This window comes from Chryseobacterium sp. SIMBA_029, assembly GCF_046535275.1.
Lineage (GTDB): Bacteria > Bacteroidota > Bacteroidia > Flavobacteriales > Weeksellaceae > Chryseobacterium.
In genome coordinates this window covers 136,525-149,679 of sequence record NZ_JAWRXA010000001.1, presented here as the reverse complement: position 1 = coordinate 149,679, position 13,155 = coordinate 136,525, and the positions used below count along the sequence as shown (strand labels likewise).

16 protein-coding genes are annotated in these 13,155 nt (G+C 33.7%); 6 read left to right on the top strand and 10 right to left on the bottom strand.

Translation table 11 applies throughout. The features are described 5' to 3' along the window. Positions 1-2: 2 nt before the first annotated feature. A complete protein-coding gene (locus tag SB679_RS00700; RefSeq protein WP_034711405.1) occupies positions 3-602 on the bottom strand; it encodes a bifunctional nuclease family protein in 600 nt (199 codons plus the stop codon). Positions 603-901: 299 nt separating this feature from the next. Further along, positions 902-1,099, bottom strand: a complete 198-nt coding sequence (locus SB679_RS00695) for a hypothetical protein (protein ID WP_410700323.1) — start codon at positions 1,097-1,099, stop codon at positions 902-904. Between the two features lie 320 nt (positions 1,100-1,419). Here SB679_RS00695 and SB679_RS00690 point away from each other — a divergent pair, with 320 nt between their 5' ends. The 6 genes from SB679_RS00690 to SB679_RS00665 all read left to right on the top strand — a co-directional run bounded on the left by SB679_RS00690 (position 1,420) and on the right by SB679_RS00665 (position 4,188). Next, positions 1,420-1,902, top strand: a complete 483-nt coding sequence (locus SB679_RS00690) for a hypothetical protein (protein ID WP_410700322.1) — start codon at positions 1,420-1,422, stop codon at positions 1,900-1,902. Positions 1,903-1,905: 3 nt separating this feature from the next. Next, positions 1,906-2,904 carry an IS1595 family transposase gene (locus tag SB679_RS00685; protein ID WP_410700321.1) on the top strand — a complete coding sequence of 333 codons (999 nt, stop codon included), beginning with the start codon at positions 1,906-1,908 and terminating at the stop codon, positions 2,902-2,904. Continuing rightward, positions 2,895-3,140: a hypothetical protein gene (locus tag SB679_RS00680; protein ID WP_410700320.1), complete on the top strand. Its 246-nt coding sequence runs from the start codon at positions 2,895-2,897 to the stop codon at positions 3,138-3,140. Before SB679_RS00685 ends, SB679_RS00680 begins: the two co-directional genes overlap by 10 nt. Positions 3,141-3,244: 104 nt before the next feature. After that, the gene (locus SB679_RS00675; RefSeq protein WP_410700319.1) at positions 3,245-3,640 is read left to right on the top strand and encodes a hypothetical protein; all 396 of its coding nucleotides are present in this window, start codon (positions 3,245-3,247) and stop codon (positions 3,638-3,640) included. Continuing rightward, positions 3,628-3,939 (top strand): hypothetical protein, encoded by a 312-nt coding sequence (locus tag SB679_RS00670; protein ID WP_410700318.1) that lies wholly within the window; start codon positions 3,628-3,630, stop codon positions 3,937-3,939. Before SB679_RS00675 ends, SB679_RS00670 begins: the two co-directional genes overlap by 13 nt. Before the next feature lie 12 nt (positions 3,940-3,951). Then, positions 3,952-4,188 (top strand): hypothetical protein, encoded by a 237-nt coding sequence (locus SB679_RS00665; protein ID WP_410700317.1) that lies wholly within the window; start codon positions 3,952-3,954, stop codon positions 4,186-4,188. A gap of 242 nt (positions 4,189-4,430) precedes the next feature. On the opposite strand, the gene SB679_RS00660 is transcribed toward SB679_RS00665, so the two are convergent. From SB679_RS00660 to SB679_RS00625, 8 genes are all read right to left on the bottom strand, one after another. After that, entirely contained in the window at positions 4,431-5,378 is a 948-nt protein-coding gene (locus SB679_RS00660) for an electron transfer flavoprotein subunit alpha/FixB family protein (protein WP_410700316.1), read from the bottom strand. Positions 5,379-5,474: 96 nt separating this feature from the next. Then, on the bottom strand, positions 5,475-6,221 hold the full coding sequence (locus tag SB679_RS00655) for an electron transfer flavoprotein subunit beta/FixA family protein (RefSeq protein ID WP_410700315.1): 747 nt from the start codon (positions 6,219-6,221) through the stop codon (positions 5,475-5,477). A 151-nt stretch (positions 6,222-6,372) separates the two neighbouring features. Then, the gene (locus tag SB679_RS00650; protein ID WP_410700314.1) at positions 6,373-7,080 is read right to left on the bottom strand and encodes an SDR family oxidoreductase; all 708 of its coding nucleotides are present in this window, start codon (positions 7,078-7,080) and stop codon (positions 6,373-6,375) included. A gap of 76 nt (positions 7,081-7,156) precedes the next feature. Continuing rightward, complete coding sequence (locus tag SB679_RS00645; RefSeq protein ID WP_410700313.1) at positions 7,157-8,071, bottom strand: choice-of-anchor J domain-containing protein; 915 nt, start codon at positions 8,069-8,071, stop codon at positions 7,157-7,159. Between the two features lie 160 nt (positions 8,072-8,231). Beyond that, entirely contained in the window at positions 8,232-9,149 is a 918-nt protein-coding gene (locus SB679_RS00640; protein WP_410700312.1) for a T9SS type A sorting domain-containing protein, read from the bottom strand. Positions 9,150-9,377: 228 nt separating this feature from the next. Continuing rightward, positions 9,378-10,934: a GEVED domain-containing protein gene (locus SB679_RS00635; protein WP_410700311.1), complete on the bottom strand. Its 1,557-nt coding sequence runs from the start codon at positions 10,932-10,934 to the stop codon at positions 9,378-9,380. 116 nt (positions 10,935-11,050) lie between these two features. Beyond that, the gene (locus tag SB679_RS00630) at positions 11,051-12,430 is read right to left on the bottom strand and encodes a dipeptidase (protein ID WP_410700310.1); all 1,380 of its coding nucleotides are present in this window, start codon (positions 12,428-12,430) and stop codon (positions 11,051-11,053) included. Positions 12,431-12,508: 78 nt separating this feature from the next. After that, the gene (locus SB679_RS00625; RefSeq protein WP_410700309.1) at positions 12,509-13,153 is read right to left on the bottom strand and encodes an OmpA family protein; all 645 of its coding nucleotides are present in this window, start codon (positions 13,151-13,153) and stop codon (positions 12,509-12,511) included. Between the last annotated feature and the right edge of the window lie 2 nt (positions 13,154-13,155).

Genomic DNA, 13,155 nt, shown 5'->3' with positions numbered 1-13,155 from the left:
TCTTAATCAATTTTCTTTTTTCTCCTTTTGATTTCTTCCTGAATCTCCAGAGCAGTATCATAATCTTCTTCTTTTACGGCTTCATCCAGCAGTTTTTGGAGTTCTTCCATTGAAAGAGACTTTAAAGTGTCTTCGGACTGCACCGTTTCAGAAAACGATTGTTCTTCTTTAGCGACATCTTCTAATTCTAAAAGGATCCCGGCTTCGCTCAACACCTGCTGAGTAGTAAAGATGGGAGCATCAAATCTTACTGCCATGGCGACAGCATCTGATGTTCTGGCATCAAGAATTAATTCTTCATCATTAGCTTTGTTTTTGAAGTTAATATTTGAAAAGAAAACTCCATCTACAATCTGATAGATGATCACTGAAACCAATTCGTAATTGGCCGAAACTATAAATTTTGTGAATAAATCATGGGTAAGAGGACGCGGCGGATGAATATCTTTTTCCAGTCCTAATGAAATGGACTGTGCCTCGAAATTTCCTATAACAACAGGTAATTTTATATGTGTTTCTTCATGCTCCAATAACAAGGCGTACGCCCCCGATTGGGTCTGGCTGTACGATATTCCGCGAATAATTAGCTGCTTATAATCCATAGCTACAAATATAAATTAATTTTGGTAATTATACGCCAGTTTACACCGAAGGTGTAAATTTAAAACAAAACAATAAAGACCAACTATTAAAGTAGTAGGTCTTTTTTATTTACTAAAATTAAAATTTACAAAATGGAAACGAAGCAACAAAAAATAAAAAGATTAGTTAGTGAATTGTTAATTGAACTTCAAGGAGAGCCATATTGGAAAGCAAATTGGGTTTTACACTTTCTGAAAAAATGGCTGATAGAAAATTCAACTGTAAACACAGGAATTGAAAAAATATGGAATGAAGAAAATTATCCTTCTGATTCTTTTATCTTTTTTTCAAAATCCAATAAAGATGTATGAGTATCTTTCATGATCTCTTTTAAATCAGTCAATTGAGGTGTGCTACTTCCTGGAGTCATATATTCCAAGATCCCTCTAATTTGAGTGTTAATTTCTGATTGATTTTTAAGAATATTAATTAACTGTTCTAAATCTTTTTTGTCCATGAATTATAAAATTTTGCCCTAAATATAAGCAATAAAAGGTACAATTTTTGTATTTTTGTAGGAATATTTATCGAACAAGAAAGCGTTAAGCTATTTTAATCTGGGTTCTGAAATCTGACAGTTTCTACACTTTGCCCCTAAAGATTAATGTAACTGATGCTCACTCCATATGGTGTGGGTTATATGTTGCTATTTAATCATTGGGGCAGGTTTTGTCAGAACCTCAGAACAGGATTGAGTAGTCTACAAAACCCACACTTTCTATTTTAAACAACAAAATATTTCTACTTTGGGTTTTGAGTGGATTAGCAAATTCACCAATGAAAAAAATTATCTTTTCACTATGTATGTTGATTGGAACTTTTTGTTTTTCTCAAACAGTAACAAAGAAGTATAATTCATATTCTAACAGATATGATTATTTTGATTCTTCATCAAGCCTTATAGGTTATGAAAAATACAACAGTTACTCTGGACGATGGGAGTATTATAGTTTAAAAAGCCCCCAACAGTCAAGGCAGCCTTATCAGTATAAAGATCCTGAACAATTAGACATTTCTAATTTAGGTAATGCTGCAACAGCTTTACAGAATAGATATAATGATAATCGAAGAAAAGCTCAAATTGTAATAGACGATATTGTTTATCAAATAAAATCCATGAATATATCAGATTCTAGAAAATCTAAGATATTAAATGCTTTTAATGAAACTGTTAATATGAATTTACGAAGAATTTCTAATGGTGAGATTAATTGGCTTTATGATGTATCTAATATTATTGTAAAAAATACAACTGAATAGATTATGTTTAACACCAATATAAAATCAGTATTTGAATTAACTCAAACCTTTTCAACAGAACAGGATTGTATTGATTATTTGGAGATGTTGAAATGGAACAAACTTCCTGTAAGTCCTTTTGATGAAACTTCAAAAGTATATAAATGTAAGAATAACCAGTATCGTTGTAAAAATACAGGCAAGTATTTTAATGTTAAGACAGGAACAATGTTTGAGAATTCTAAAGTTAGTCTTCGTAAATGGTTTATGGCTATTTGGCTTGTTACCTCTCATAAGAAGGGAATTAGTTCGATACAGTTAGGAAAAGATATTGGAGTAAGACAGGCAACAGCATGGTTCATGTTACAAAGAATTAGAGCTTGTTTTGGTGTCGAAAATAATAATGAGCTTGAAGGTATTGTAGAATGTGACGAAACTTTTATTGGCGGTAAGAACAAGAACCGTCACAAAGACAAGAAGGTTCCACACTCACAAGGTAGAAGTTATAAAGATAAAGTTCCTGTAATGGGAATGCTCCAACGTGGAGAGAGTGAAATAATTGAAAGACCGCACAAAGTTATACCAAATAAAACAGTCAAAGAAAAGATCATTTATAAAACAAGCAAGATGAATGCTTTTGTAGTGAATGATACTAAAAGAAAAAGTATTCAACCTTTTATATATCAATACGTAAAAGCAGATACAAAACTTATGACCGATGAATGGTGGGCTTATAAAGGTTTAAATAAACACTATGATCATAAAAATATAGATCATTCAAAAAAAGAGTATGTAAGTTTACAGGATAATAATATACACACAAACAATATCGAAGGAAGTTGGAATATACTGAAAAAAAGTGTTTCGGGAACATACAATCATGTTTCAAAAAAGCATCTTCAAAAATATGTTGATGAATTTGTGTATAGATTTAACCTGAGAAAGGTCACAGACCAAGAAAAGTTCCGATATTTGCTGTCAAATTCAAATGTCAGAACTAAATATAGAGAACTATGTCATTAGGTGAAGTACTTAAAGAAAAAAATGTGAGATACATTACAAAAGATGGTGTAGATTATTTTTATGTTGAAGATATAGAGAAAAATTATGAATACTTTATGTTTAATGGTGGAGAAATAATTTACATAAATAGTATTCCTTTAATTGACGGTAAATATGTAGTTAAATTAACGGAATTCGATTTGAATATGAAAAAGGTTTTAAACTTTAAACCTAAAAAGAAAGATAAAGAATCTTAATTTTAAAATTAAAGTTTTTGGTAAAATGGTTTAGTTTCCTTATATTTAATAATGATTATTTGTTATATTTACTATTAAATATAGTTTTAATACAAATGATTTAAATGAAACTAAATAACCAAGAACTTTATGATTTCTTTGTTGAGAAAGAAATATTAGCTCTTTATCATGCTAATACTGTTGGTACAACTATTACATATCTTCAAAATGATGGTTTACTTTCAAGAGGTGCTGTTGAAGATAAAGGATTATTTCAAACCTATCAAAAAACTGATGCAAAAGATAAAATAGTAGATGTATGGAATGATGTATTTTTAGATACAAATGATTTGCATACTTATTTTGATAGAGAAAATAGATATGGGCCAATTTTATTCGAACTCGATTTAGATTTAGTAAAGGACGAAAGTTTTGAAATCTGGATAACAAAAGATAATCCTATTCGTTGGATGAAAATACTCCTTATACAGATCGTTACTTTCAGAATATGGAAGAATTAAGAGAGTTATGGGATAAGATTAAGCCAGAAAGAAAAATGATAACAATAAGAAATAATAAATCTCCAATTTTGTTCAATCATGTACGAAGAGTTATTGTAGATGATCCAAAATTGGCTATAAATGAGGGAAATGCACAAATTCATTTGTTTAATGATGCTAAGAGTAGAATTTTAGATGTCGTTACAGACAAACATCCTTTAAATGGAAAGTTTGCGGTTAGAAAATGTGAAGATTGTTGGTGTTCAATAAATTATCCTGATCGTTCTATAAGTGATCTAAGAAGACTTTTTTTAAATTAAAACAATACAATAATGAAAAATGAAATTTTATGTAATAATTGCAATACATTAAATGTTGTAATTGAAGACAAATTATTTTTTCCAGAAGAAAAAAAAGCTGATAATATAATTTGCCCAGTATGTAAAGCCAAAATGACAACTTTATATACTGACGGATGGTTTTTTGTTCAAACTAAAGAAAATTATATTTTTGAACAAAAGATAGAAGAACGGAAAAAGACTATCAAGTATGTTGAAGAATTAGTTTGATTTTTTGACAGAAAATAATTTAATAAAAAGAGGACTAAAATTAATTAGTCCTCTTTTATTTTTAACAAGTTAGTGTAAACTAACGTATAATTACCTTAATTTTTTATTGTAGGTTTTACTTTTAGACAAAAATAAAAGCCCGGAAACCGAGCTTTTATTTTTTTATGGGAATTGTGAATCGTGAAATAACTTCGTGGTCAACTTTTCAGATCTGCGAAGCAACTTTCACAGTTGCACTACTCTTATCCTTTTAAAGCTTTAATCTTTTCAGTTAATGCAGGGATGATCTGGAATGCATCTCCTACTACACCGTAATCTGCAGATTTAAAGAAAGGTGCTTCTTTATCACTGTTGATCACTACAATAGTTTTAGAAGAGTTTACTCCAGCTAGATGCTGAATAGCTCCTGAAATACCTACTGCGATATAAAGATTGGGAGCAATTGCTTTACCCGTCTGCCCTACGTGTTCTGTATGAGGTCTCCATCCGATGTCTGAAACTGGTTTTGAACAAGCAGTAGCAGCGCCTAAAACGTTTGCCAGCTCTTCAATCATTCCCCAGTTTTCAGGACCTTTCATTCCTCTTCCTGCAGAAACTACAATTTCCGCTTCTTTAAGGTCTAGTTTTCCTGAGCTTTGTTCGTGAGAGATTACTTTGGTATCTTCATTGGCTACAGATAAATTTTTTACTTCTTCTGAACCTGAAGCTGCATTTTCTTTTACTCCAAAAGCATTTTGAGAAACGGTAACAATTACGCCATTTCCTTCAGCTTTTGCATGCATAAAGCCTTTTCCGGAGAATGCTCTTCTTTTTACCTGGAAAGGAGAAAGGCTTTCCGGAGCTTCCAATACGTTGGTAATTAAAGAATAATTCTTCATTACAGCCAACATTGGAGCGACAGATGAAGCGTCTGTAGTATGTGGGAAAATAATGATATTTCCATCCAATACTTCACTTACAGCCTGAGCGAATGCTTTTGCTGAAAAGCTTTTAAGACCTTCGTCTTTGATATTGATAACATTTGATGCTCCATATTTGTACAACAAATCTGAAGAATCGGTAGGGTTTACAGAGATTGCCGTAACGGTATCTCCTGCTTGATCTGCAACTGCTTTAGCATAAGAAACTGCTTCGAAAGCTGCTTTTTTGTAAACTCCGTTTATATTTTCTGCGTATACGAATACTGCCATTATTTTACATTTAAAGATTAAAAAATTTAAATATTAAAAAATTGAATCCAGATTGAGAAGTCTGTGCTTCTGCTTCCAGCATTCAGTTTTCTATTTTTAGATAACTTTAGCCTCTTCGTGAAGCAATCTTACCAATTCATCCAGGTTGTCCGGAGAAACAATCTTAACGGCAGCTCTTGGTGGAACGCTGTCATAAGAAACTCCCTGAACTTTTACTTCAGAAGATGAAGGCTCTACTACCTGCAAAGGCTTTGTTCTTGCAGACATAATTCCTCTCATGTTTGGAATAATTAAATCTTTCTCGTCTACTAATCCTTTTTGTCCTGCGATAATAGCTGGTAACTTTACAGAAATAGTTTCTTTACCCCCTTCGATTTCTCTGATTGCAGTAGCTTCACTTCCATTGACGTCTAATCCTACAGAAGCGTTCACAAAAGGCTGGTTTAATAACTGAGCTACCATTCCCGGAACAGAACCTCCGTTATAATCGATAGATTCTTTACCACAAAGGATTAGATCATATCCGCCATTTTGAGCCACTGCAGCAATTTCTTTTGCTGTAGAATAGCTGTCTTTTGGGTCAAGGTTTACTCTTACTCCATCGTTGGCACCAATGGCCAATGCTTTTCTGATTACCGGTTCCGTAGTGGCATCTCCAACATTGATTACTGTTACGACAGCTCCCTGAGATTCCTGAAGTTTAATTGCTTTTGTTAATGCAAATTCATCTAACGGATTGATTACCCATTGGATTCCATTCTTGTCAAAAGCAGATTTGTCTGCTGTAAAGTTAATTTTGGAAGTAGTATCCGGAACACTACTAATACAAACTAATATTTTCATGTGTACTATTTTAATTTTCTCCCTTTTGAGCATAAAAACCGAGGATGTTTATGCAGGGATTTTGTTCTAATTAATTTTTGCTAATATAAATAAAAAATATATTATGCATGCATAATACTTATTATTTTACTATTCAATACATTAAAAGTATTTACTTGGCTGGTTTTGTTGCTCTAAACTCAATTTTGCTTGGCAAAACCCGTGGATTCATTTTTAGAATATCTAAAATAAGATTCCCCATATCTTCGGGCTGGATCTTCCAATCGTCTTTTTCTGAAGGAGTATTTCCATTAAAATGAGTGGCTACAGATCCAGGCATTATCACTGTAGATTTGATATTATATTTCCTTAAATCAATCATTGCCGCCTGGGTAAATCCTACAACTCCAAATTTTGAAGCGTTATAACCTGTTCCGTTCTCAAAGAAGTTGGCACCTGCCAGACTTGAGATAGTGATATAGTAACCTTCTGTTTTCTTTAATGCTTCTACAGAGGCTTTTAAAGTATAGAAAGCTCCGGTTAAATTGGTTTCGATCATCTCATTCCATTCTTCTGCAGACAATTCATCTACCGGTTTAAAAATCCCCAATCCTGCATTGGCAATAACAAAATCCAGTCTTCCGAATTTTTCAAGGGTTTGTTGTACTGCTTTTTCTTCGCTTCCCAGATTTTTAACGTCAGAAACGATTCCTACCACCATTTCCGAATATTGTTTAAGTTCTTCTTCAGCTTTTAGGACATCTTCTTTTTTTCTTCCCGAAAACGCCACTGAAATACCGTTTTCAAGCAAAATTTTTGCAATACCAAAACCAATTCCTTTGGTTCCTCCCGTTATATATGCTACTTTATTTTCAGACATGTATTCATTTTAATTCTCTAAAATAACAAAAACGCTCCAATTGGAGCGTTTTACTGATGCTAAGATTTATCAGTTATTATTTTTTGATGAATTTTTCGGTGAAATTCTTTCCTTCAATTTCTACATTGATTATGTATACTCCGGAAGCCAGATTTCTTACATCTACTTTATTTCCATCTAATTTTGCCTCAACTCTTTTTCCGGCGATATCAAAAATTTCAATGTTTTTAACCTTACCAGATCCATTAATTGCAACGAAATCTGTAGTAGGGTTTGGATACACCGAAATGGCTTTCTTACTTACTTCGCTGTCGTTCACAGCAAGTGTTGGTCTGTCAATTGAAAAAGTATCGATTCCAATTAAATCTGAATTGGCTCCGCTTGGCCCGCCGTTCGTTACATAATATCTAAATCCAAATTTAACCGACACGGGTGTAGTACCTACCCCAGCAACTGTAAAACTGTACTTTGTCCACGTTTTTGGGTATACAAAACCAGCAGCCAAAGCAGCATTAACTGTAACTCCAAGATTGGTAAAAGATCCTACCCCGGTGGCTCCGGTTGGATTTACTGTTGTTGCAGCTGTACTGTAACGCAATTCCAGTCTGTCTGGATAATCATCCACTCCATCTGTTCCCTTTCTGGTAAAAAAACTCACTATATCCCCATCTTTCACACTGATAGCAGGGGTAATAAGCCAGTTACTGATGCTTCCGGCGCCTGATGTACTGGTATAGTTTACCAATGCAAAAGAATTAGCGCCACCTGCCTGTCCTACCGGAATAGTAGTTGTGTTTCCACTTCCAAACAGGGGATTTGCTAATGGTGTAGTGTAGGTAGCTTTGCTCCATAAAGTGGCTGTAAGAGGACTACTTTGATTGGTAAGTGTCCAATCTGCTGCGAAAGCAGTATCAAATCCGTAACTGTAAGTGTTTTGTGCACTTAAAAAAGAAAGGCCCATTAACGAACCTAATAGTAAAATTTTCTTCATGATATTATTGTTTGGTTTGGTTAAAATAAACAAATTAATTCAAATTTAAACTATTAATCAGTAAAAAAAATCAACATTTACCAGAATAAATAGAAAATAAAATATCAATTTAATAAAATATGTTTTCAATCACAATTTAAAATAATATTCATTTTATTCTTTATTTTTTAATAAATTTTTTAGTAAAATTCCGACCCTCTGTTTCTATATTAACCAGATATAGTCCAGAAGATAAATCTCTAATATTCAGCATATTATTATTTACCTTCAGATTAATCCTTTTTCCGGCAAGATCAAAAACTTCAACATTTCGTATTGTATTGCTAGAATTAATTTTTATAAAATCAGTAGAAGGATTTGGGTAAATAACTAATATACTTCCATTTACAGAAGTACTTTTCGTAGACAACAAGGTCTCATTATCAATTTTTATATTATCAATATAGGCGGTTCCAATATTGTTATTATGAACAAAACGCACTTGATCAATATTCAGTTCATTTACCGCAGCTCCTGTATAAATCAATGTATCATTAACAAAATACTTAATATTTGCAGCGGAACCAACTACTTTAAATCTGTACCACGAATTAGGCACCCAATTGCTTGTCGTAGAATCAAGCATTACATTACCAGCCACTGTATTTAATATTTTAACTCCTCCTGAATTATCGAAATCTACTCTTATCACAAACTGTTCCTGGGTACTGTTAACCCCTTGAAATCCAAAAACAGACCCATTAAGCTGAGACATATTGATATCAAATGACACTATAAAATTAGTATAAGTAAGCGGTGTTGTAAGGTTATTAAACCCTCCAATAATAGGAATTGACTGAGTTCCATAGACCGGTTCTTTTACGATTTTAAGAGAATAGCTGCCTGTAGAAGCCTTTTCTGTATTGATAATCTGGTGGGTAACATTAGGCGGCATTCCGCCTGTCGGCGTACTGATCCATGTCCCCTGTCCATGAATATCTGCTGTTGTAAAACCCTCCTGAGCTTCAAAGGAAATTGTCTGCTGAGACATTGCTAATGCCGAGAATAATGACAATGCCATTAAGTAAATTTTTTTCATGTAAATAGTGTATTAGTTCCAGCTAAATGTATACATTTTCAATGAAACAAAAAATACATCATCAATAATTGAATAATTATTTAGATTAAGTAAATCATTTTAATCAATAAGACATTATTAACAACAATTAAACAACATTAAACAACATTAAACAACACCAAATAACAACTGAAATAAAAAAAACGCTCCAAATGGAGCGTTTCTATATTAATGTAAATGCCTGTATACTTATTCTTTTATAATTTTTCCACTTATTTTTCCTTTTCCAGTTTCAGCGTTAATAATATAACTACCTGTAGGTAAATTTCTTACATCAATTTTATTATCTGCAAAATTTACTTCAATTCTTTTTCCACTATTGTCGAAGATCTCAACTTTATTAATTTTTTCTTCAGTTTTAATTACAACAAAATCTTTTGCAGGATTAGGATAGAATATATTTTCTGTATTTTTAGTTTTAATATCATTTACCGCTAAAGTAGTTCCTACCGATACTGTATAGTCTTCAGCCTGACCGTTACCTACACTTGCACAAGGATCAGATAAAGCTGATACCAATGATGTAGTTGACGAATTAAAATTATATTTTATCCTCATTCTCTTGTTACCACTTGTAACTCCAGCAGGTACAGCAATATTTCCTGTCAAAGAATTTGCTGTAAGAGTTCCTCCGATATAATTACCTGATGTCGTAAAATACGATTCTCCACTATCATTAAAATCTCCATCACTATTCCAGTCAATAAATACCGTTGCCCCAAATCTGTTTGGCGTAAGCCCTGTACCTGCAATTGTAATTGGATATGTATTACCTGCGATGACATTCATGATGGTAGTAGTATTATCTTCATAGGCAGGAGAACCTGTTGCTCCTGAAGAAGTTTTAGTAACTCCATTTAACGCAACAGAAGAAATAGGATACACCGTAGAAGTAGCAGTTATAGGGCCACAGTATGCTAATGTACTATTTGTTGTAAAGCTTATTTCTGTACATCCAACAGCATCACCAATTAAATTTGAAGGGGTAACCTTAGCATAGTAATTCGTATTTGGAGCTAAAGTAATATTTGCAATTGTTCCAGCAACAGTAGAATTCAGTATATCTGAACCGCCTGAAGTTGTTCCAACTTTCACTTTATAGTTTACAGCAGTAAGCACACTTGACCAGGATAATGCTAAGTTTCCTGCGGATATTGTAGATCCATTAACAGGATTTGAAATGGTTGCACAAGAAGGAGCTGTAGCTACGGCCTCCTGGTTCAATACAATATCATCAACGAAAATATTTCCTGAACCACTACCACTTCTTACAAACCAGACTCCTATACCATAAATTTTATTAGGCTGAAGTGCTCCTGCAGGGATCGTTCCAGTTAATGGAGTACAAGTAGTAATTGCAGTAGAAGCTAAAGTAACAGGAGTACCAAATGTATTAATATTCCATAATGCAGTTACTGAATCATATTCAAAATATGCCAAATTCAAAGTACCGGTAACTGTAGCTCCTTTTTTATAATTTACAGATACATCTACTTTCTGACCATTTCCCGTCTGGCTTATTGTACTTACATCAATCATATATCCCGTCGAAGGGTAAGTAGCACTAATTGCAAGCTGGCCTCCGTAAGTTCCGGCGCAAGCAGCAGCTGTGGCTTGAGTACCACCACCAAATTGTTTATAAATTGTAGTAGAGTAACCAGGACTTTCAAAGTTTCCTGTGTAGGTGTACTGAGCGTTTAAAGTTAATCCTAATCCTAGGAAAAACGAAAATAGAATTTTTTTCATAGTATATTTATTTTTGTGAAAATAAATATAAATATAATTATTTAAAATACACCCCTTTAAACAAAAAAATCCTCAAGAAAAAATCTTAAGGATTAAATATTATGTAAACTAAATTACTATTTTGTGTAATTATCAAAAAACAGCGGGATACTTTCAATTCCTTTATAGAAATTAAACAACCCGTAATGCTCGTTTGGAGAGTGGATCGCATCAGAATCAAGACCAAAGCCCATCAAGACTGATTTAGCACCTAGAACCTGCTCAAACATAGCCGTAATAGGAATACTCCCTCCGCCTCTGTAAGGAAGAACTTCTTTACCAAATGCTGTTTCCATGGCATTTTTAGCAGCACGGAATTCTTTTGTATCCGTTGGTAAAACATAAGGCATACCTCCATGGTGTGGTGTAATTTTTACTTTTACATTACCCGGAGCTATTTTTTCGAAATGTTTAGTGAATTTTTCTGTAATTTCTTCAGGAGTCTGATAAGGAACCAGACGCATTGAAATTTTAGCAGAAGCTTTGGAAGGAATTACGGTTTTTGCTCCTTCTCCTGTATACCCTCCCCAAATTCCGTTACAGTCTAAAGTAGGACGGATGGAAGTTCTCTCTAAGGTTGTATATCCTTTTTCACCTTCCACTCCTTTCAGCCCGATTGATTTTTTAAATTCTTCAGGATTGTCTTTCAGTTTGTTCATTTCTGCTCTTTCTTCATCAGAAACTGCCTCTACATTGTCATAGAAACCGTCGATTGTAATACGCCCGTCTTCATCAATCAATTGAGCAATCATTCTTGAAAGAACGTGGATAGGATTAGGTACCGCACCACCATATAATCCTGAATGCAGGTCTCTGTTTGGTCCCTCCACTTCTACTTCTACATAACTCAACCCTCTTAAACCTGTTGTCACAGTAGGTTGTTCGTTGCTGTAAATATGAGTATCAGAAATCAGAATACAGTCGCAAGAGAGTTTTTCTTTATTTTCATTAACAAAGTCTCCCAGGCTTACAGATCCTACTTCTTCTTCCCCTTCTAAAATAAATTTAACATTACAAGGAAGTGTATTGGTTTTCATCATGGCTTCAAACGCCTTTAAATGCATAAAAAACTGTCCTTTATCATCTGCTGAACCCCTTGCAAAGATGGCTCCGTCAGGATGAAGTTCGGTTTTCTCAATATACGGTTCAAAAGGTGGTCTTGTCCAAAGCTCTAATGGATCTGCCGGCTGAACATCATAATGTCCGTACACCAATACTGTTGGCAGATTTTTATCTATAAGTTTTTCTCCAAAAACAATAGGATATCCGCTGGTTTTGCATACTTCCACATTATCCGCTCCTGCATCCTTAAGATATGCTGCACATACATCCGCACACTTCAATACGTCATCTTTATAGGCAGGATCTGCAGAAATAGAAGGGATTCTCAATAACTCAAATAATTCATCCACGAAACGCTGTTTGTTTTCGTTAATGTAATTTAATGTCTCTTGCATTGTAAAAATTTGTTTTGTTAAAAATAAAAAAAATGCCTTGCATAGGCAAGACATTCATATTTTCTTTATTGCAGATTATTATTTTGTAAATCTTACAGACATTTTTCTGTCTGCAGCTCTTTCAGCATCAGAAGCTTTTGCATCTACATGTGCAAACTGGCTTCCGTATCCTTCAGCAGAAACAATCTGTCCGGTAACACCTGCTTTAGAAAGTTCAGCTTTGATAAAGTTAGCTCTATCCTGAGATAATTTTAAGTTTTTAGCTTCATCACCTGTTTTATCAGTATATCCACCAATTTTAATTTTTGCATCCGGATACGCTTTTAAGATTTTAGCTAAGTTATCCAACTGCTCATGAGAACCAGCTTCTAGTTGATTAGCAGATCCTGTTTTAAAATTCACATTGTCGAAATTATACCAGGTATTTTTCAGTCCATCTTCAGTTGCAGTTGCATATTGTCCAGACTTCAGGTAAGTAATGATACTTTCTTCCATCCCGTTAGCAAAACCTTTTAAAGCTGTACCATTCAAATCAATAGAAACCTGAGCTTTCTTTTCAGCATGACCAGCTGCTGCTTCATGAACCTCACCTCCCTGATGATCATCAGAATATCTCTCTATTCCTTCTTCCAGTTTCAGGGTATTCTTATTTCCTCCAGCTTGTATTTTTTTACAGCTTACAGCTACAGTTGCCACCGCTAAACATATAATTAATTTTCTCATGC